Below are 18,416 nucleotides of genomic sequence, written 5' to 3'. Positions count from 1 at the left end.
GCGATCGAGCATCTTTATGATATGCGCCGATCGTCATCCAGACGAAACGCGGGGGCATTGTACAAAAATGCCGGTATGCGCGTAATATGCCGTAATACTAATTCGGGCGAAAGGTTCATATTCGCACCGGTATAGAGTCGACCAGAAAATCATAAAGAAAAGACCAAATCGTGACGGGGCAGGTTCACATATTGGGAAGGGGTGGGCTCCTCATGACATATGCTGACGACGCGCCACGCGTCGAGTGGTTCTCGCAAGCCGATATCGCGGCCGCTGCCGCTTATTCGAAAGAAATTCATGCAATCGAGCGCGACGTTTTTACCGGCATTCAAATCGCGTCCGGTAAATCCGACCTCGCTTCCGTCGATTTCTCCCAATGCCATGCGCGATTGCGGCAAATCGGTTTCAGTACGCTCGGCTACGGCGCCTACGAGATGATCGGACGGCGCATCCTGTGCGCGCATCTGCTGCGCGACCTCGCGCCCGCGACCTTCATGCAGCCGTATATCGAGGGCATGCTCTACGAGAGCGACCCGCGTTTCGCGCAGGTGCGCAGCAGCGGCTTCCCGGTCGCATGGCGGCTCGACGAGATCGAGTCGGCCGCGCAGGGCAGCGGCGACCGCAAGGTGCTCGCGCTGGCCGGCCATCTGCGCGCGCACGCAATGAACAGCGGCGTGATCTTCAGCCTGTCGGCGCCGCGGCTCGACCTTCGCGTTGCCGTGAACGTGACGTCGGAAGCCCACGGCACCGAGTGGATCGACGATCGCGTGATCGGCGGCGCGCTGTCGGTGAGCCTCGCCGTGCATCGCGTCGCGCTGCCGTTTCTCGAGGCGCGCATCGCGCGCATGCGCGGCTTCGCGCTCGGCGACGAGCAGCAGCAGGTGCTCGACCGGCTCGTGCACGGGCTGTCCGACCAGGAGATCGCGAGCGCGCTGCGCACGTCGCTGCACAAGGTCGGCCACCATATCCGCTCGCTCGAAAAACTCTTCAACGTGCAGAACCGCGCGCAGCTCGCGTATCTCGCCGCGCGCCGTCTGGAGTCCTGACCCTGTCTTCCCGCGCGGCGCCAGCCGCGCGATGGAAGCGGTTCCGGCGATGCGCGCGCGCAGGCGCCGCCGGGTTTCGTAGTCCGATCCGATCGTCACCGGAAAACGGCCGCGACGCTACGAGGCGCATCCCTTTTTACGCGGTTCCGCGTCGCTACACTCGTCCCATTCAACGGTCCGCGCGACGCGGGGCATGACGGCCCGCGCCCGCCGGCGACAACGACAGGACGACGGCACGATGGCAGAACCGAAGGCGCTCCCTCGCGACTGGCAGCGGATCTTTTCCGCCGGCCGCAGCGTGTCCGGGCGACGTCTCGGGGCATCGCCGCGCGCCGACCTGTTTCTCGCCGCGTTCATCGTGTCGGTCGTCGCGCTGTTCATCCTGCCGCTGCCGCAAGCTGCGCTCGACGGGATGATCTCGCTGAACCTCGCCGCGAGCGTCGTGCTGCTGACGGTGTCGACCTACGTGCCGTCGGCGGTCAGCTTCTCGTCGTTTCCCGCGCTGCTGCTGTTCACCACGCTGTTCCGGCTCGCGCTGAACATCGCGTCGTGCAAGCTGATCCTGCTGCACGCGAACGCGGGCCACGTGATCGACGCGTTCGGCCGGCTCGTGGTCGGCAACAACGTCGTGGTGGGCGGCGTGGTGTTCCTGGTGATCGCCGTCGTGCAGTTCATCGTGATCGCGAAGGGTTCGGAGCGGGTCGCCGAAGTCGGCGCGCGCTTCTCGCTCGACGCGATGCCGGGCAAGCAGATGAGCATCGACGCGGACCTGCGCGCGGGCATCATCAGCGCCGACGAAGCGCGCGAGCGCCGCGAGAAGCTCGAACAGGAATCGCAGATGCACGGCGCGATGGACGGCGCGATGAAGTTCGTGAAGGGCGATGCGATCGCGGGCCTCGTGATCGCGTTCATCAACATCGTCGCGGGCATTGCGGTCGGCACGCTGATGCACGGGATGGATATCGGCGAGGCGCTGCAGCGCTACGCGATCCTGACGGTCGGCGACGGGATGGCGTCGCAGATCCCGTCGCTGCTGGTGTCGATCGCGGCGGGCATCGTGACGACGCGCGTTGCGACGCGCGACACGCGGCAGCGCCAGCTCGGCGAACAATTGGGCGAGCAGCTCGGCGCGCATCCGCGCGCGCTGCTGATCGCGGCGCTGGTGCTGGCCGGCTTCCTCGTCGTGCCCGGTTTTCCGAAATGGTCGTTCGCGCTGATCGCGTTCGGCCTCGGCGCGTTCGCGTTCACGCAGCTCAAGCGCAAGACGACCGCGCCGAGCTTCAACCTGATTCATATCGCGGGCCGCATCGGCGCGACCGACGACGGCCAGCCCGCGAAGGTGTCGCATGCGGCAGGCGTCACGTCGCTGATCGCGGTGTCGCTGTCGGACGACCTGCGCACGACGCTGAACCTCGCGCAGCTGCAGTCCGCGCTGTCGAGCGCGAAGGCGCGCGTCGACGCGGATATCGGCACGGTGTTTCCGCGCATCACGCTGAACGACGACGAAGGGGCAGCGGCCGGCACGTACCGGATCTATCTGCAGGACGTGCTCGCCGCGCATGGCGCGCTGAAGCCGGGCTGGCTGCTGTGGGACGGCGTCGCGCCGCTGCCGGAGCGCGCGGAGCGCCAGCCGGCCGAGGCGTTCGGCCCGTTCGCGACCGCGCTGTGGATCAAGCCCGACGGCGCGGCGCCGGACGGCAAGTGGCTGACGAGCGAAGGCGCGCTCGCCGCGCACGTCGAGCAGATCGTGCGCCAGCATGCGGACGAGCTGCTCGGCATCCAGGAAACGCAGGCGCTCGTGCACCTGGTGCGCCGCGAGCATCCGGAACTCGTCGGCGAACTGACGCGGCTCGTGCCGCTGCAGCGCGTGACCGAGGTGCTGCGCCGGCTGCTGGCCGAACAGGTGCCGATCCGCAACCTGCGCGTGATTTTCGAAAGCCTGATCACGTGGGCGCCGAACGAGCCGGACGACGTGATCGCGCTGGTCGAGCTGGTGCGCGTCGACCTGCGCCGGATGATCACCGATCGCCATGCGGGCGCGACGCGGCAGCTGCGCGTCGTGCTGTTCGAGCAGAACCTGCAGGAGCGGATCGAGAGCGCGGTGATGCGCACGAAGCAGGGCAATTTCCTCGCGCTGTCGAGCGCGATCAAGCAGGACATCGGCGAACAGGTGCGCGCGATCGTGCAGGCCGCGACGGCGGCGCAGCCGGCAGGCGCAGGCGGCCACGGCAACCCGCCGGGCGCCGCGCGGCTCGCGGTGATGGTCGCGCTCGGCGCGCGCCGCTACGTGAAGACGATTTTGCAGCCGGTGCTGCCGGAACTCGCGGTGCTGTCGTACCAGGAGGTCGAGGAGGACGTGCAGCTGCATACGGTCGGCTGGGTGAAGAACCCGCCCGATGACGGCACGCTCGGCGCGGGCGCCGGCGTGCGTGCGCCGGGAGTCGTGCAATGACGAGCTCGACGATCCTCGACCTGACCCGGCAGGCGCTGATGCTGGTGCTGCTGCTGTCGCTGCCGATCGTGCTGATCGCCACCGTCACCGGCCTGGTCGTCGCGATCCTGCAGGCCGTCACGCAGGTGCAGGACGCCAACCTCGGCATCGCGGTGCGGCTGATCGCCGTGATGGTCGCGCTCGTGCTGCTGTCGGGCTGGCTCGGCAGCGAGGTGCTGCGCTTCGCGCAGCAGGCGCTGGAACGCATGTTCGTTTCTTCCACAGGAGTGTTTTGATGCGTCGACGCGTCGCCCCGATCCGGTTTCAACCGCGCCGCCTGCAACGGGCCGCGCTCGCCATGTGCGCGACCGCGCTGCTCGCGGCGTCGCTGTGCATGACGGTCGCGCAGCCGGCGCGCGCGGCGGACCTGCGCTGGCGCAACAAGCCGTTCACGATCGTCGCGAACGGCAAGAAGATCGGCGACTTCATTCGCGAGCTCGCATCGTCGCAGGGCGTGACGGCCGTGGTCGATCCGAAGGTCGACGGCGTGATCAGCGGCCGCTTCTCGGGCACGCCGCAGCAGACGCTCGACACGATCTGCTCGACCTACGGGCTCACATGGTACTACGACGGCTCGTTCCTGTACGTCGACCCGGCCGACCAGTCGCAGACGCAGATGATCCCGATCCCGCCGAACGCGGCCGGCGAGATCGGCCGCGCGCTGCAGGCGATGCAGATTCCCGACAAGCGCTACACGCTCGTGATCAACGATCGCGCGAACAGCGTGTACGTGGCCGGCCCACGCCGCTACGTCGAACTCGTGCGGCAGGCGGTCGGCTCGGTCGGCGATCCGTCGGCGAACGGCGCGCATGCGGACATCCGCGCGTTCCGGCTCCGGTACGGCTGGGCGTCCGACTTCACGATCAACCGCTCGGGCAAGGAAGTGACGGTGCCGGGCGTCGCGACGATCCTGCGCCGGCTGTTCGGCAAGAGCGGCGGCACCAGCGAGCTGCCGTCGAGCACGCCACTCGGGCAGGCCGCGCGTCAGGTGAAGCTCGGCTCGGGGCTGACGATCGCGGTGCCGCGGCTCGACTTCCCCGACATTGCCGGCGGCCCGCGCCAGGGCGGCTATGGCGGTGCCGACAGCGCTGCCGGCGGCGTCTCGCCGTTCTCGAACGGCGGCGGTGGCGACACGCTGCCGCAGATCGTCGCCGATCCGGCGATCAACGCGGTGATCGTGCGCGACCTGCCGGAGAACATGTACCGCTACCAGTCGCTGATCAACCAGCTCGACGAGCGGCCGCGCATCGTCGAGATCAACGTGACGATCATCGACATCAACGAGGATTCGCTCGACAGTCTCGGGATCGACTGGCGCCTGCACACGACGCACGGCGACGTGCAGATCGGCAACGGCCAGAACCCGCTGAACGGCAACACGCAGTACAACGGCGCCGGCAATCCGCCGCTGACGTTCGGCGTCGGCGCGTCGGAAACCGGGCAGACCGGCACCTTCATGCCGACCGGCATCGCGCTGACCGCGTCGATCGGTGGCTCGCTGCGCAACTACCTGCTCACGCGCGTGAACGCGCTCGCGCAGAAGGGGCAGGCGCAGCTGCGCTCGAAGCCGAAGGTGCTCGCGCTCGACAACACCGAGGCCATTCTCGAGAACCTCACGCAGTTCTACGTGCAGGTGCAGGGCTACCAGGATTCGTCGCTTTACAGCGTGACGACCGGCACCAGCATCAAGGTGACGCCGATGATCGTCGACGAGGCGATCCGCAACGCGGCCGCCGTGTCCGGCAACCCGCAGAGCGTGATGATGTCGATCGACATCCAGGACGGGAACATCGTGCCGGGCCAGGCCGTGTCGAACGTGCCGGTGATCCAGCAGCGCAACATCGTCACCAAGACGATGATCGACGAAGGCAAGAGCCTCCTGATCGCGGGTTTCAACGACGACGAGGTGCGGCTGAACAAGAGCGGCGTGCCGTGGCTGTCGGACATCCCGCTGATCGGCAACCTGTTCAAGTACACCGACAAGTCGGGCAACCACATGGAGCGGTTCTACCTGCTGACGCCGCGCGTGGTGACGACCGCGTCGATGTACGCGCCGGACGGCGCGCCGGTGAACCCGGGCGCGGACGGGCCGGCCGGTTCGAACGGCACGTCGATGTATCGCCCGCCGGACAACGACATCGCGGTGCCGCTCACGCCCGCGCCGCTGCCCGGCACCAAGTTCGGCCCGCCCGCGTTGCCGCCGCCGCCGAAGGATTCGGCGGCGCAGCCGGTGGCGACGACCGCAGGAGCGTCCACCCATGTCGACGACCATCATTGACCCGCACGGCGACGGCGCATTGTCCGGCGGCGCGACGGGCGCTGCGGCCGGGTCGGCCGCGCTCGCGTCGCCGTGGAACCTGTGCTTCCTCAGCGGGCCGATGTACGGCCGCACGATGTCGCTCGCGCGCGGCGCGAACTGGGTCGGCACCGCGGCCGACTGCGAAGTGATCCTGCCCGATCGCGAGATCGGCGCGAAACAGGTGTGCCTGCAGGTCGGCGCGCTCGCGGTGACGGTGCAGAACCACGGCGGCGACGGCGGCGCGCCGGTGCTATTCAACGACGCTCCGCTCGGTGCGGGCCGCCGCTCGATGACGCCGCAGGACGTCGTGACGGTCGGCTCGATCAAGCTCGGCATCGCGCGTCACGCGCAGGCGAGCGTCGCGGTGCCCGACGAGGCCGACGCGCCGGACGCCGCGCGCGAGGCCGCGTGGCTCGGCTGGCTCACCGGCGGGCTGCGCCGTCTCGGCAGCCGGCGGCTCGTGATCGCGGTCGTCGCGCTGTGGATCGGCGTGCTGCTCGGCGCGCTCGGTTACGGCTTCGTCGCGTGGTCGGGGCGCCTGCCGTGGCAGCACGAGTCGGTGCTCGCGCGCACGCACCGGCTGCAGCAGCAGCTGCATGCGTATCCGGAGCTCGCCGTCGCGCCGCGCGACGACGGCGTGATCGTGTCGGGCTACGTGAGCGATCCGGCCGCGCGGGAACGCGTCGCGCAGATCGTCGCGGGCGTCGACAACGCGGCGCTCGGCAACCTCTACGTGGTCAGCGATCTCGTCGCGACCGCGCAGACGTATTTCAGCGACACGGCGCTGACGGTCACCTATCTCGGCCGCGGCCGGATCGAATTGACGGGGGCGGCCGAGCGCGCGCAGATCGAGCCGCGTATCCGCAACTACATGAAGGACGCGCGCCCGGCGCTCGAGGTGGTCGACCACGTGCGCGACGCCGATGCCGCCGCGCCGCGCACCGCGACGACGCTCGGCGGCGTCGCGGGGATTCCGGAGATCACGACGGTGTTCGCCGGCGACGGCGACCAGCGCTACATCGAGACCGCCGACGGCAGCCGCTATTTCGAAGGCGCGCGGCTGAAGGAAGGGCCGACCGTGGTGTCGATCGGCCCCGACGAAGTGGTGTTCGAACGCAATGGCCAGCGCATCACGATGCCGCTCGGCGGCCCGTCCGCGAGCGCGCCCGAGCGGGCGCCGGCGCCGCCCGTGCCGCCGCTCGCGAGCGGCGCGGCGGCCGGCGTCGCGCAGCCGGTGCCGGGGCCGGCGTTGTTGCCGGATGCGGCGGCGGTACCGGCGGTACCAGCGGTTGCCGCGGCCGGCGCATCGAAGGCGGCGGCGCACTAGCGCCGCGACAGGACTTGCGCATCGCGTGTCGCGCGGTGCGCGCATTACGCGACACGCCGCGCACATGCGGCGCGTCACGTCGCCGGCGGGGCATGGGGCCGCCGCCGGAACAGCGAAGCAGTTCAATGACGTACATGCAAAGGAGCGAAACATGAGTACCCCCCCGACTGGTGCCAACAACACGCAACAGGTCCAGCAGCAGGCGGACGACCTGACCAAGACGCAGCTCGAACTGACGAAGATCAACTTCCAGGTCCAGCAGTCGACCGCGACGTTCGAAACCAGCAACGCAGTGACCGCGCAGGAAGGGACGGCGAACGCCCAGGTTGCGCAACACCTGAGTTCCGCCGGCCGCGCATGACGCCGGTCGCCGGCCGTGCCGCGCGACGCCGGATGCCGGGGCCGCCCATGACGGGCGCCCGGCGGGGCGTATGCGCGTGGCGGCCGGCTCGTTCCCGGCGCTGCCGGTCAAGGAGGACACGATCATGTCGGTAACAGGCGTAGGCGCGGCACCACCGGGCGCGGCCGCGCTCGCGGGGGCCGTGCAGCAGGCGGGCACGGCGTCCGATCCGGCGCAAGTGCGCCAGTTCGATGCGTTGATGCAGCCGGGTGCGGCGCCGGCCGCGGCGTCGCCGTCGGCGTCGGGCGTCGCGATGTCGCGTGCGCCGGCCGATGCGGCGCCGGCCGTGCAGATGGCGCCCGCGACACCCGCGCAGGCGAACCATTCGTCGCTAGTCGAGCGGTTGCGCACCTACGGCAACGATCTCGACACGCGGTACGCGAACATCGACAAGCATCGCACCGAGATGCTGACGTCGATGGCGGACAACCGCAGCGATCCGCTGATGACGATGGTGAAGGCGATGGATTTCCAGTGGACGGCGACCACCACGATTTCGGAATACCAGTTGAGCCTGTCGGTCGCGCAGGCGGCGAACGGCTTCACGCACACGGTGCTGAAGACCCAGGAGTAGCGAAAGCCGGTGCGTGCGCCTGAACCGGCCGCGCGCCCTGAAGCGGACAAACGATGACGACGATCGATTCGACGCCGCGCCTGCATGCGTGGCGCAGCCGGGCGGCGCGTGCGCTGCTCGCGGGGCTGCTCGCGCTGCTGGCGGGCTGCCAGAAGGAGCTTTACTCCGGCCTGTCGGAGCGCGATGCGAACCAGATGGTTGCCGTGCTCGGCGACGCGGGCATCAGCGCGGCGAAGGACAACGACGCGCGCGACACGTCGGATCGCAACGCATGGCAGGTGAGCGTCGCGGACGGCGACATGCAGTCGGCGCTCACCGTGCTGCAGGCGAACGGGCTGCCGAAGCCGAGCTACGCGAGCCTCGGCGAGCTGTTCCAGAAGCAGGGGCTCGTGTCGACGCCGGCCGAGGAGCGCGTGCGCTACCTGTACGGCGTGTCGCAGGACCTGTCGCGCACGCTGCAGGACATCGAGGGCGTGGTGGTCGCGCGCGTGCAGGTCGTGATTCCGGAGAACGATCCGCTCGCGGACAAGATCAAGCCGTCGTCGGCGGCCGTGTACATCCGCTACCGGCCCGGCGTGGACCTGCGCGCGATGGCGCCGATGGTCAAGGATCTCGTCGCGCACAGCATCGAAGGGCTGCAGTACGACAACGTGTCGCTGTTCCTGCAGCCGGCCGCCGCGCGCACGGCGCGCGTGGACGGGATCGGCAGCGCGGTATCGGACATCCTGCGGCTGCGCTCGCCGCTCGGCTGGCTGGTGTTCGCGCTGATCCTGCTGACCTGCGCGGTGATCGCGCTGTCGGCCGCGCGGCGCGGGATGTTCGGCGCGCGGCTGGCCGGGCTGGTCGGTGGCGCACCACGCGGCGGGAACGGTGCAGGCGGCGCGTCCGCGCAGTCGGGCGGCAGCCTGCGCACGCCGGACGGCGCGCGCGACGGCGCATGAACGAGCCGCATGTGCTGCCGCTGCCGCGGGGCGTTGCGCCCGACGCCGTGTCGCTGCCGTGGCTGCAATCTCTCGCGCCGCCGCCCGCCGGGCGGCGCGCGGCGTTTCATGCGCTCGTCTGCGAATTCAACCTGCGGCCCGACCGCTATCTGCACGTGACGCGCGTGCCGTCCGAGTGGCCCGCGCGCTACCGCTCGCCCGACGCGTTCGGCCCGGCCGGCCGCAAGCTGCTTGCGCGCCATCTGCTCGATGCGAACGGCGTGGCCGAACATCACGACTTCGACCTCGCGAATCCGTGCGCGCGGCTTGCGCTGCTGCCCGGCGCGGCGCTCGAACAGCTCGCGTCGTATGCGGGGCTGCTGCTGCATCGCGGCTGGCTGCGCGACGCGCTGACCGTGCGCCGTATTCGTGCGGAAGTCGCGGCGAAGCTCGGCGGCGATGCATTGGAGCTCGCGCTCGAGCGCGCGCCGGAATTCGGCGCGCTCGCGGACACGCTCGAACCGTGGCGCGCCGATCCCGCTGCGCTGCCGGAAGTGATCCGTGCGCGCGGCGGGCGGTTGCTCGCGGATTTCATCGGCGTGGCGGGCGACGCGGTCGCGCGGCGCGCGCGCCTGAAATTCAACCGCGCGATCGACGACGAAGCGCCGTACTGGCTGAACCGCGCGCAGCGCGACCAGTTCGGCGAATTGCTGTTCCTGTTTCTGATTCCCGAGAGGCTTGCGTCATGGGACTGGCTTTTCTGATCACGAGCGACAACCTGCAGCTGCTGTCGGAGCGCAAGGTGCTCAAGGAGCGCGAATACGCGGCGCTGCTCGACGCCTCCGCGGTGATCGCGACCGCGCGCGACGAGGCCGCGCGCATCGTCGCCGATGCGCAGCGCGAATTCGACAAGCGCCAGGCGGCCGGCTACGACGAAGGGATGCGCCGCGCGCAGCGCGAGCATGCGGCGCAGGCCTATACGCAGGCGCTGGCCGCCGCGCGCACGATGGAGTCGATGAAGGATTCGATGGCCGACATCGTCGTAAAGGCCGTGCGCGCGATCGTCGGCGAGATGGCCACGCAGACGCTGTACGAGGCCGCGCTCGCGCGGATCGCACCGCTCGTGCGCGACGAGGCGTTCCTGATCGTGCGGGTCGCGCCGGGCCGCGAGGACGAGATGCGCGACGCGCTCGAGCGCGCGTTCGCCGGCCAGTCGAACCGGCAACGGATCCGCATCGTCGAGGATGCGCAGCTCGAGCGCCACGCGTGCACGGTCGAGACACCGTCCGGGCGCATCGACGCGAGCCTCGACCTGCAGATCGACGCGCTGCGCCAGGCGATCCGCCGCGACGCGCTGAAGGGCTCGCCGCGATGAATGCGCCGCTCGACGATCCGCAACCGAACGGCCGCGAGAGCGACGACGATGCCGCGCCGTTCGATCGCGGCCGCCTGGTCGGCGATCTCGACGCGGGGCTCGCGTTCTTCTCGCCGGTGTCGGTGCAGGGCCGCGTCAATCACGCGGTCGGGCAGATCCTCAACGCGACGGGCATCCGCGCGCGGCTCGGCGAGATCTGCGAGCTGCGCACGCCGAACCAGCCGACGCTGCTCGCCGAAGTGGTCGGCTTCTCGCGGCAGACCACGCTGCTCACGCCGCTCGGCGACGTGGCCGGGCTGTCGCCGGAGACGAGCGTCGTGCCGTCCGGGCGCGAGCACGTGTTTCCGGTGGGCGAAGCGCTGTTCGGCCGCGTGCTCGACGGGCTCGGCCGGCCGCTCGACGATCGCGGGCCGGTGACGGGCGCCGCGTGGGTGTCGACGCAGCAGGACCCGCCGAACCCGCTCGCGCGCAAGCTGATCGACACGCCGTTTCCGACCGGCGTGCGCGTGATCGACGGCCTGATGACGCTCGGCATCGGCCAGCGCGTCGGCATCTTCGCACCGTCCGGCGTCGGCAAGAGCACACTGCTCGGGATGATCGCGCGCGGCGCGCAGGCCGACGTGAACGTGATCGCGCTGGTCGGCGAACGCGGCCGCGAAGTGCGCGAGTTCATCGAGCACAGCCTGTCGCCCGAGGTGCGCGCGCGCTCGATCGTCGTCGTGTCGACGTCCGATCGTCCCGCGATGGAGCGCGTGAAATCCGCGCTGGTCGCGACCGCGATTGCCGAGCATTTCCGCGATGCGGGCAAGCGCGTGCTGCTGCTGGTCGATTCGCTGACGCGTTTCGCGCGCGCGCAGCGCGAGGTCGGCCTCGCGAGCGGCGAGCCGCCGACGCGGCGCAGCTTCCCGCCGTCGACGTTCGCCGTGCTGCCGCGCCTGCTCGAACGCGCGGGGCAGGGCGCGACCGGCTCGATCACCGCGTTGTATACGGTGCTCGTCGAAGGCGATGAGGAATCCGATCCGATCGCCGAGGAAGTGCGTTCGATCCTCGACGGCCACATCGTGCTGTCGCGCAAGATCGCGCTCGCGAACCGCTATCCGGCGATCGACGTGCTCGCGAGCCTGTCGCGCGTGATGCCGCTCGTCGCGAGCCGCGCGCATCAGCAAGCGGCCGCGCGCGTGCGCGAGCTGATCGCGAAGTACCAGGAAATCGAGCTGCTCGTGCAGATCGGCGAGTACCGCGAAGGCAGCGACCGGCTCGGCGATCTCGCGCTGCGCGCGCGCGATGCGATCGGCGCGTTCTGCGCGCAGGCGTCGCACGAGGACGTGCGTTTCGACGCGCTGCTCGCGAAGCTGACGAAACTCGCGAACGACCATGTCTGAAGCCGACGACCGTCTCGTGCTCGCGACGCTCGCACGCCTGAAGCGCGTGCGCGAGATGCGCAGCCAGATCGCGCGCGTGGCGGCCGCGCGCCAGCAGGGCATCGCCGCGCAGAGCCGGCGCGTGCTCGACGCCGCGCACGCGCAGCTTGCGCAGCAGGTCGCGGCGAAGGCCGCGATCCAGACGCGCCTCGCCGACGACGTGCGCGAGGCGCGCGCGTTGCAGAACGCGGCGGCCGATACGCGCACGTTCGACCGCCATATCGGTGTCGCGCACGCGTCGGTCAGCGAGGCCGCGCACGTGCACCGCGATCACGAGGCCACGCTCGCCGACCTGCAGCGCGCCGCGCGCAAGGCGAAGGCCGCCGAGGACAAGCTCGACAAGGCCGGCGAGAAGGCCCAGCAGGCGCGCGCCGCGCGGGTCGAGCGCGACGCCGACGAAGTCGCGGATGCGCATGCGGTGCGGCGCTTCGCGACGGCCGGCGTGTGGGCGGGCGACGCGCAGGGGCATGCAGCGGGGCAGCCTGACATGGTTGACGCGTTCGATGCGGAAATGGTGTCGCGACCGGCGGGGGCAGACACGACGGACCCGGCAAACCCGGCAAACCCGGCAAACCCGGCAAACCCGGCAAACCCGGCAAACCCGGCAAACCCGGCAAACACGGCAAACACGGCAAACACGGCAAACACGGCAAACACGGCAAACACGGCAAACACGGCAAACACGGCAAACACGGCAAACACGGCAAACACGGCCGCAGCGGCCGGCAACGCCGACCCGGGCGGCGCAACTGTCCCGGCCGCCGACGTCGACGATCCGGTGCCGCCCGCCGCCGCGGAACGCCGATGCTAGACCACGCCGCGAACTTCAACGACATCGCCGGCACGCTGCGTCCGCTGCTCTACGTGATGCCGCGCCTGCTGCCGATCATGTTCGTCGTGCCGGTGTTCAACGAGCAGATCGTCACGGGCCTCGTGCGCAACGGCATCGCGGTCGTGATCGCCGCGTTCGTCGCGCCGGTGATCGACCCCGCGCAGGTCGCCGCGTTGCCGTTCCTGATGTGGTGCCTGCTCGTCGCGAAGGAGGCGGTGATCGGCATGCTGCTCGCGGGCGCGTTCAGCGCGGTGCTTTTCGCGATCCAGGGCGTCGGCTACCTGATCGATTTCCAGACCGGCAGCGGCAGCGCCGCGTTCTTCGATCCGATGGGCGGGCACGAGGGCGGCCCGACGTCAGGGTTCCTGAATTTCATTGCGATCGCGCTGTTCGTCACCGCGGGCGGGCTGCAGGTGCTCGTGCAGCTGTTCGCGCAGTCGTACGCGTGGTGGCCGATCGGCTCGCTCGGCCCCGATTTCTCGTCGATGCTGCAGACCTTCGTCGTGCGGCAGACCGACACGATCTTCGAATGGATGGTGAAGCTCGCCGCGCCGGTGATCATCGTGCTGGTGCTGGTCGAGCTCGGCATCGGCCTCGTCGGGCGCGCGGTGCCGCAGCTGAACATCTTCGTGTTCGCGCAGCCGCTGAAGAGCGCGCTCGCGGTGTTGATGATGGTGCTGTTCCTGCCGGTGGTATACGCGTCGCTGCACGCGCTGCTGAGCCCCGACAGTGGGTTGATGGCGCTGCTGCGCGCGCTGTTCGCCGCGCACGGCGGCGCGTGACGGCTCCGCCGGAACCGGAGCGACGATGGCCGAAAAGAACCAGCAGCCGACCGCGAAGCGCCTGCGCGAGGCGAGGCAGAAAGGCGACGTGCCGAAGAGCGCGGAGACGATCTCGTCCGCATTCTTCGTCGGCGTGTGCGTCGCGCTCGCGGTCGGGCTCGGCACGCTGTTCGCGCGGCTGCAGGCGCTGTTCCGGCTCGTGTTCGATGCGGCAGGCGCCACCGATCCGTCCGCGCGGCTCGCGGTGCTGATCGACGGCGCCGCGCGCGACTGGGCGCTGCTGTCCGCGCAGATCGTCGCGGCCGGGCTGCTGGCCGGCCTGCTCGCGGGCTTCGTGCAGGTGGGCGGCGTGATGGCGTGGAGCCGGCTCGTGCCGCAGCTGTCGCGGCTCAATCCCGCCGAGGGGCTGAAGAACATGGTGTCGATGCGCAACCTCGTGAACCTCGCGAAGATGCTGCTGAAGACCGTGCTGCTGGTCGCGACGCTCGGCTGGCTGATCGTCGAGTCGCTCGACCCGGCGGTGCAGTCCGGCTTCACGCGGCCGATGTCGATTCTCGCGCTGATCGTGAAGCTGCTGATGCTGCTGTTCGGCTGGGCCGCGCTGATCTATATCGTGATGGCGCTGATCGACATCGTGCACCAGCGGCGCGAGTTCAATCAGAAGATGAAGATGTCGATCGAGGAAGTGCGGCGCGAGCACAAGGAAGACGAAGGCGATCCGCACATCGAGGCGAAGCGCCGGCAGCTCGCGCGCGAAGCGCAGTTCTCGTCGCTGCCCGACCGGATCGGCTTCGCGTCGGTGGTCGTCTATTCGTCGAGCGTCGCGGTCGCGCTTTATTACGGCGGCGTCGGCACGCTGCCATGGGTGCTCGCGCGCGGCGAGGGCGAGGCGGCCGAGCGGATCGTACGGCTCGCGCGCGACGCGCTGCGTCCGACGCTCGCGAACGCCGGCCTCGCACAGGCGCTGTACGAGAGCACGCCTGAAAAGGGCACGATCCAGCAACGGCATTTCCGCGAAGTCGCGCAGTTGCTGAAGTGGGCGACCGGCGCGGCCTGACGGGCTCGAACCGTCGGGGCCGGAACGTCGGCAGGCGCGCGGTTCAGCGATGCGTCGTGATGCGGACCCGTTTCCGCTTCGCCGGGCCGGTCGCACGCCGTGCTTGACGCCGGTTTTTTTCCGGGTTCATCCGACATTCACCCATGAATTATTGCTGATTTATTTCTTCGTAATATGGCTCGACCGTCAGCCGGACGGCGGGCTGCGAGGTTGCGCCGCCGCTGACGGAACAGGTCAACAGGGGCAGACAAATCAATGTGCGGAATCGACGGCTTTCTGAATAGCGTCGCCTTCGATGAGGAGACAGCGCGCGGCACGCTCGCGCGAATGACGGCGAGCCTCGCGCATCGCGGGCCCGACGGGCAGGGCCTCTGGGTTGACCCGGAAGCCGGTATCGCGCTCGGCCACCGGCGGCTTGCGATCGTCGATCTGTCGGTCTACGGCCGGCAGCCGATGGCATCTGCGTGCGGCCGCTACGTCATGGTCTTCAACGGCGAAATCTATAACCATCGCGAGTTGCGCGCGGAGCTCGGGCGCGCGGGTCGCGCACCGGCGTGGCGCGGCCACTCCGACAGCGAGGTGCTGATCGCGGCGATCGCCGCGTGGGGCGTCGAGGCGGCGCTGCGGCGCGCGACCGGCATGTTCGCGTTCGCGCTGTGGAATCGCGCGTCGCGGGTGCTGACGCTCGCGCGCGACCGGATCGGCGAGAAGCCGCTCTACTACGGCCGGATCGGCGACGCACTGGTGTTCGCGTCGGAGCTGAAGGCGCTGCGCGGCTACCCGGGCTTCGACGGCACGATCGATCGCGACGCGCTGTGCCTGTACCTGCGCCAGTCGAGCGTGCCCGCGCCGCATACGATCTATCGCGGCATCAGCAAGCTGCCGCCGGGCACCTTCATCCAGTTCGAGCATGCGCGCGACACGCCGCGCCCGCGCGCGTACTGGACGCTCGAGCAGGTGATCGAAGCCGGCCGCGAGCAGCCGTTCGAGGGCAGCGCCGACGAGGCCGTCGGTCAGCTCGACACGATCCTGCGCCAGGCCGTCGCGCGGCAGATGGAAGCCGACGTGCCGCTCGGCGCGTTCCTGTCGGGCGGCATCGATTCGTCGGCGATCGTCGCGCTGATGCAGGCGCAGTCGGCGAAGCCGGTCGACACGTTCACGATCGGCTTTCACGAGGCCGGCTACGACGAGGCCGGCTATGCGAAGGCGGTCGCGCGTCACCTCGGCACGCGGCATACCGAGCTCTACGTGACGGCCGACCATGCGCTCGGCGTCGTGCCGAAACTGCCGACGATCTATGACGAGCCGTTCTCCGACGCGTCGCAGATTCCGACCTTCCTCGTGTCGGAGCTGACGCGCCGGCACGTGAAGGTGAGCCTGTCCGGCGACGGCGGCGACGAGCTGTTCGGCGGCTATACGCGCTACTTCCTGACGCCGCGCCTGTGGCGCAAGCTGCATCGCGTGCCGGCGGCGGTGCGCGCGCGGATCGCCGCCGCGCTGCATGCGTTGCGTCCCGATCATGCGGACCAGCTCGCGGCGGTCGCGCAGGGCGCATGGAGCGGCGTGGAAGCGCGCGACTCGGCGACCCGCATCGGCGACCGGCTGCACAAGCTCGGCCACGTGATGACGGCCGAGAGCCGCATCGCGCTGTACCGGCTGCTGATGTCGTCGGTGCATCATCCGGAGCGCCTCGCGCTGGCCGGACAGGAGCCGCCGACCCCGCTCGATACGGTGTCCGCGTGGCCCGCGAACCTGAGCTTCGCCGAGCAGGCGATGGCGATCGACACGCTCACGTACCTGCCGACCGACATTCTCGCGAAGGTCGACCGCGCGGCGATGGCGGTGAGCCTCGAGACGCGCATGCCGTTCCTCGATCATCACGTCGTCGAATTCGCATGGCGCGTGCCCGCGTCGGTGCGTTTGCCGGAAGGGCAGTCGAAGGCGCTGCTGCGTCGGCTGCTGGACCGGTATGTGCCGTCGGCGCTGATCGACCGGCCGAAGCAGGGCTTCTGCGCGCCCGTCGATCACTGGCTGCGCGGCGCGCTGCGCGACTGGGCCGACGCGTTGCTGCAGCCGTCGCGGCTGCGTGACGAGGGCTTCTTCGATGCGGCGGCGGTCGAGCGTCTGTGGCGCCAGCACCAGACGGGCCGGATGAACTGGCAGCACCAGCTGTGGACGGTGCTGATGTTCCAGGCGTGGCTGGAGGCGCAGCGCGCTGCGTGAAGCGGGGCGGTGCTGAGGTTTCGCGCACGGTTGGAGGCACGGCGCGCTGCATGAAGCGGGATGACGCGGCGCGGTTCGGATGTTCCAGGCATGGCTGGAGGCACAGCGCGCCGCATGAAGCGGGGCGACGCGGCACGCCGCGTCATCCGATGCACGTCATGCCGGCGTCGCGTCGACGCTCACTGATCGAGACAGCGCACGCACAGCCGCTTCGCCTGGCTTGCCGGCAAGCCGCGGCACATCATCACGACCGGGCGTGCATGGCACGACGGTGCGTCGGCGGAGGCCGCGGACGACGCGAGCCTGCGCGCGCGTTCGGGTGGCGTGGTCGCGGCCGCGTCCATGCGCCGTTGTCGCGCGGGCGGCGGCGTATCGCTCACCACCGGAATCGGCTCGACGCCGCCTTCGCGCGCGTTGCGCCGCGCGCTCGCGACGACGCGGCTCACGTAGCCGCTCGAGAACCCGGTCGTGAAGTTGCCGCTGTAGTAGCACGACAGCGCCGCGCGCAACGCGGCCTGCGCGGGACGGCCGGTGTTCGACGAGCGCGCGAAGCATTCGGTCAGGATCGCGCCGCCCGCCCGCAGGTTGCGGCACGGTTCGAACATCGTCGTGTCGTCGAGGCCGTATTTCGCGAAGTTTCGTTCGTTCACCTGAGCGAGGCCGACACTGTAGCTGAAGCCGCGCGCGGCCAGCTCGCTCGTGGTCGCGCGCGCTTCGTCGAGCGACGCGGGCTGGCGCGTCAGGTGGCCGCCGACCACGCCGATCGCATACGGGTTGAAACCGGATTCGGTGCGTACCAGCGCGGCGAGCGTGTCGGGATCGACGTTCGGCGCGCACGCGCGCGCGAGCTGCGCGAAGCCGGCGGCGCTGCCGGCCGCGTGCGCGCTGCGCGGCTGCAGGCCCGTGCAGGCGAGCGTCAACGCCAGCGCGATCAGCACGGCCGGCGCGATCACTGCGCGCAGGCGCGCCACGGCGCTGCGCGGGGCGCGCGCGTTCATCCCGACCCCGCCACGCGGTACGACAGCACGAGCCCGTGCACGAGCAGCGACCAGCCGTCGAGCGCGACGAACAGCAGCAGCTTGAACGGCACCGAGATCGTCGTCGGCGAGATCATCTGCATCCCGAGCGCGAGCAGGATGTTCGCGACCAGCAGGTCGACGACGATGAACACGATGTAGATCACGAAGCCGATCTGGAACGCCTTGGTCAGCTCGGCGAGCGTGAAGCTCGGCACCAGCACGAGCAGGTCGTCGTCCTTGATGCCGTCCGCGCGGTTCTTCGGCCAGACCGAGGTTGCCGTGCGCACGAAGAATTCGCGGTCGCGCTGCCGCGTGTGCGACACCAGGAAATCCTTGACCGGCGGCAGCGCGGCATCGGCGAGCGCGCCGATATCGGCGGTCGACAACTGCCCCGACGCGTCGAAGTGGCGTGCCTGCAGCGCGTCGCGGATCGACATCCCGACCGGCGCCATGATGAACAGCGACAGGATCAGCGCGATGCCGTTCAGCACGAGGTTCGGCGGCACCTGCTGAATCCCGAGCGCGGAGCGCAGCAGGCCGAGCACGACCACGAGCTTCGTATAGCTCGTCACCATCAGCGCGGCGAACGGCGCAATGCCGAGCGCGGCGATCACCGCGATCAGCGCGACCGGATTCGGCAGGCTGCCCAT

The 18,416-nt window shown here is 69.9% G+C and carries 16 protein-coding genes and 1 pseudogene; 15 read left to right on the top strand and 2 right to left on the bottom strand.

The genetic code is table 11. From position 1 onward, the window contains the following. The first annotated feature begins 212 nt into the window (after positions 1–212). The 15 genes and pseudogenes from U4Y91_RS06865 to asnB all read left to right on the top strand — a co-directional run bounded on the left by U4Y91_RS06865 (position 213) and on the right by asnB (position 16,747). On the top strand, positions 213–1,046 hold the full coding sequence (locus tag U4Y91_RS06865; protein WP_321804318.1) for a helix-turn-helix transcriptional regulator: 834 nt from the start codon (positions 213–215) through the stop codon (positions 1,044–1,046). Between the two features lie 238 nt (positions 1,047–1,284). After that, positions 1,285–3,498: a type III secretion system export apparatus subunit SctV gene (gene sctV, locus U4Y91_RS06860; RefSeq protein WP_321804316.1), complete on the top strand. Its 2,214-nt coding sequence runs from the start codon at positions 1,285–1,287 to the stop codon at positions 3,496–3,498. Further along, positions 3,495–3,773, top strand: coding sequence for a type III secretion system export apparatus subunit SctS (sctS, locus tag U4Y91_RS06855; protein WP_124485367.1), 279 nt, complete (start codon positions 3,495–3,497; stop codon positions 3,771–3,773). The genes sctV and sctS overlap by 4 nt, the downstream gene beginning before the upstream one ends. Then, positions 3,773–5,815 (top strand): type III secretion system outer membrane ring subunit SctC, encoded by a 2,043-nt coding sequence (gene sctC, locus U4Y91_RS06850; protein WP_321804313.1) that lies wholly within the window; start codon positions 3,773–3,775, stop codon positions 5,813–5,815. The genes sctS and sctC overlap by 1 nt, the downstream gene beginning before the upstream one ends. After that, entirely contained in the window at positions 5,796–7,163 is a 1,368-nt protein-coding gene (gene sctD / locus U4Y91_RS06845; protein ID WP_321804311.1) for a type III secretion system inner membrane ring subunit SctD, read from the top strand. The genes sctC and sctD overlap by 20 nt, the downstream gene beginning before the upstream one ends. 151 nt (positions 7,164–7,314) lie before the next feature. After that, on the top strand, positions 7,315–7,524 hold the full coding sequence (locus U4Y91_RS06840; protein ID WP_044847609.1) for a hypothetical protein: 210 nt from the start codon (positions 7,315–7,317) through the stop codon (positions 7,522–7,524). A 124-nt stretch (positions 7,525–7,648) separates the two neighbouring features. Further along, positions 7,649–8,137 carry a hypothetical protein gene (locus U4Y91_RS06835; RefSeq protein WP_321804402.1) on the top strand — a complete coding sequence of 163 codons (489 nt, stop codon included), beginning with the start codon at positions 7,649–7,651 and terminating at the stop codon, positions 8,135–8,137. A 53-nt stretch (positions 8,138–8,190) separates the two neighbouring features. Continuing rightward, positions 8,191–9,078 carry a type III secretion system inner membrane ring lipoprotein SctJ gene (gene sctJ, locus U4Y91_RS06830; RefSeq protein WP_044847610.1) on the top strand — a complete coding sequence of 296 codons (888 nt, stop codon included), beginning with the start codon at positions 8,191–8,193 and terminating at the stop codon, positions 9,076–9,078. Further along, positions 9,075–9,821, top strand: a complete 747-nt coding sequence (locus tag U4Y91_RS06825) for a SctK family type III secretion system sorting platform protein (protein ID WP_321804309.1) — start codon at positions 9,075–9,077, stop codon at positions 9,819–9,821. Before sctJ ends, U4Y91_RS06825 begins: the two co-directional genes overlap by 4 nt. Beyond that, on the top strand, positions 9,803–10,432 hold the full coding sequence (sctL, locus tag U4Y91_RS06820; protein WP_321804307.1) for a type III secretion system stator protein SctL: 630 nt from the start codon (positions 9,803–9,805) through the stop codon (positions 10,430–10,432). The genes U4Y91_RS06825 and sctL overlap by 19 nt, the downstream gene beginning before the upstream one ends. Then, positions 10,429–11,814, top strand: coding sequence for a type III secretion system ATPase SctN (gene sctN / locus U4Y91_RS06815; protein ID WP_124893035.1), 1,386 nt, complete (start codon positions 10,429–10,431; stop codon positions 11,812–11,814). The genes sctL and sctN overlap by 4 nt, the downstream gene beginning before the upstream one ends. Beyond that, positions 11,807–12,466, top strand: a pseudogene (locus tag U4Y91_RS06810) (hypothetical protein); the annotation flags it as partial. The gene sctN and the pseudogene U4Y91_RS06810, both read left to right, overlap by 8 nt. Before the next feature lie 191 nt (positions 12,467–12,657). Next, the gene (gene sctT, locus U4Y91_RS06805) at positions 12,658–13,467 is read left to right on the top strand and encodes a type III secretion system export apparatus subunit SctT (RefSeq protein ID WP_321804305.1); all 810 of its coding nucleotides are present in this window, start codon (positions 12,658–12,660) and stop codon (positions 13,465–13,467) included. Between the two features lie 25 nt (positions 13,468–13,492). After that, on the top strand, positions 13,493–14,524 hold the full coding sequence (locus tag U4Y91_RS06800) for an EscU/YscU/HrcU family type III secretion system export apparatus switch protein (RefSeq protein WP_321804303.1): 1,032 nt from the start codon (positions 13,493–13,495) through the stop codon (positions 14,522–14,524). 255 nt (positions 14,525–14,779) lie between these two features. After that, a complete protein-coding gene (asnB, locus tag U4Y91_RS06795) occupies positions 14,780–16,747 on the top strand; it encodes an asparagine synthase (glutamine-hydrolyzing) (RefSeq protein WP_321804301.1) in 1,968 nt (655 codons plus the stop codon). A gap of 179 nt (positions 16,748–16,926) precedes the next feature. Here asnB and U4Y91_RS06790 read toward each other — a convergent pair whose 3' ends face one another. Beyond that, the gene (locus U4Y91_RS06790; RefSeq protein WP_321804299.1) at positions 16,927–17,745 is read right to left on the bottom strand and encodes a lytic transglycosylase domain-containing protein; all 819 of its coding nucleotides are present in this window, start codon (positions 17,743–17,745) and stop codon (positions 16,927–16,929) included. After that, positions 17,742–18,416 (bottom strand): type III secretion system export apparatus subunit SctR, encoded by a 675-nt coding sequence (gene sctR, locus U4Y91_RS06785; protein ID WP_321804297.1) that lies wholly within the window; start codon positions 18,414–18,416, stop codon positions 17,742–17,744. Before sctR ends, U4Y91_RS06790 begins: the two co-directional genes overlap by 4 nt.

The sequence above is a fragment of the Burkholderia sp. BCC1993 genome (assembly GCF_905339865.1).
GTDB lineage: Bacteria > Pseudomonadota > Gammaproteobacteria > Burkholderiales > Burkholderiaceae > Burkholderia.
This window is presented reverse-complemented; position numbering and strand designations above follow the sequence as displayed.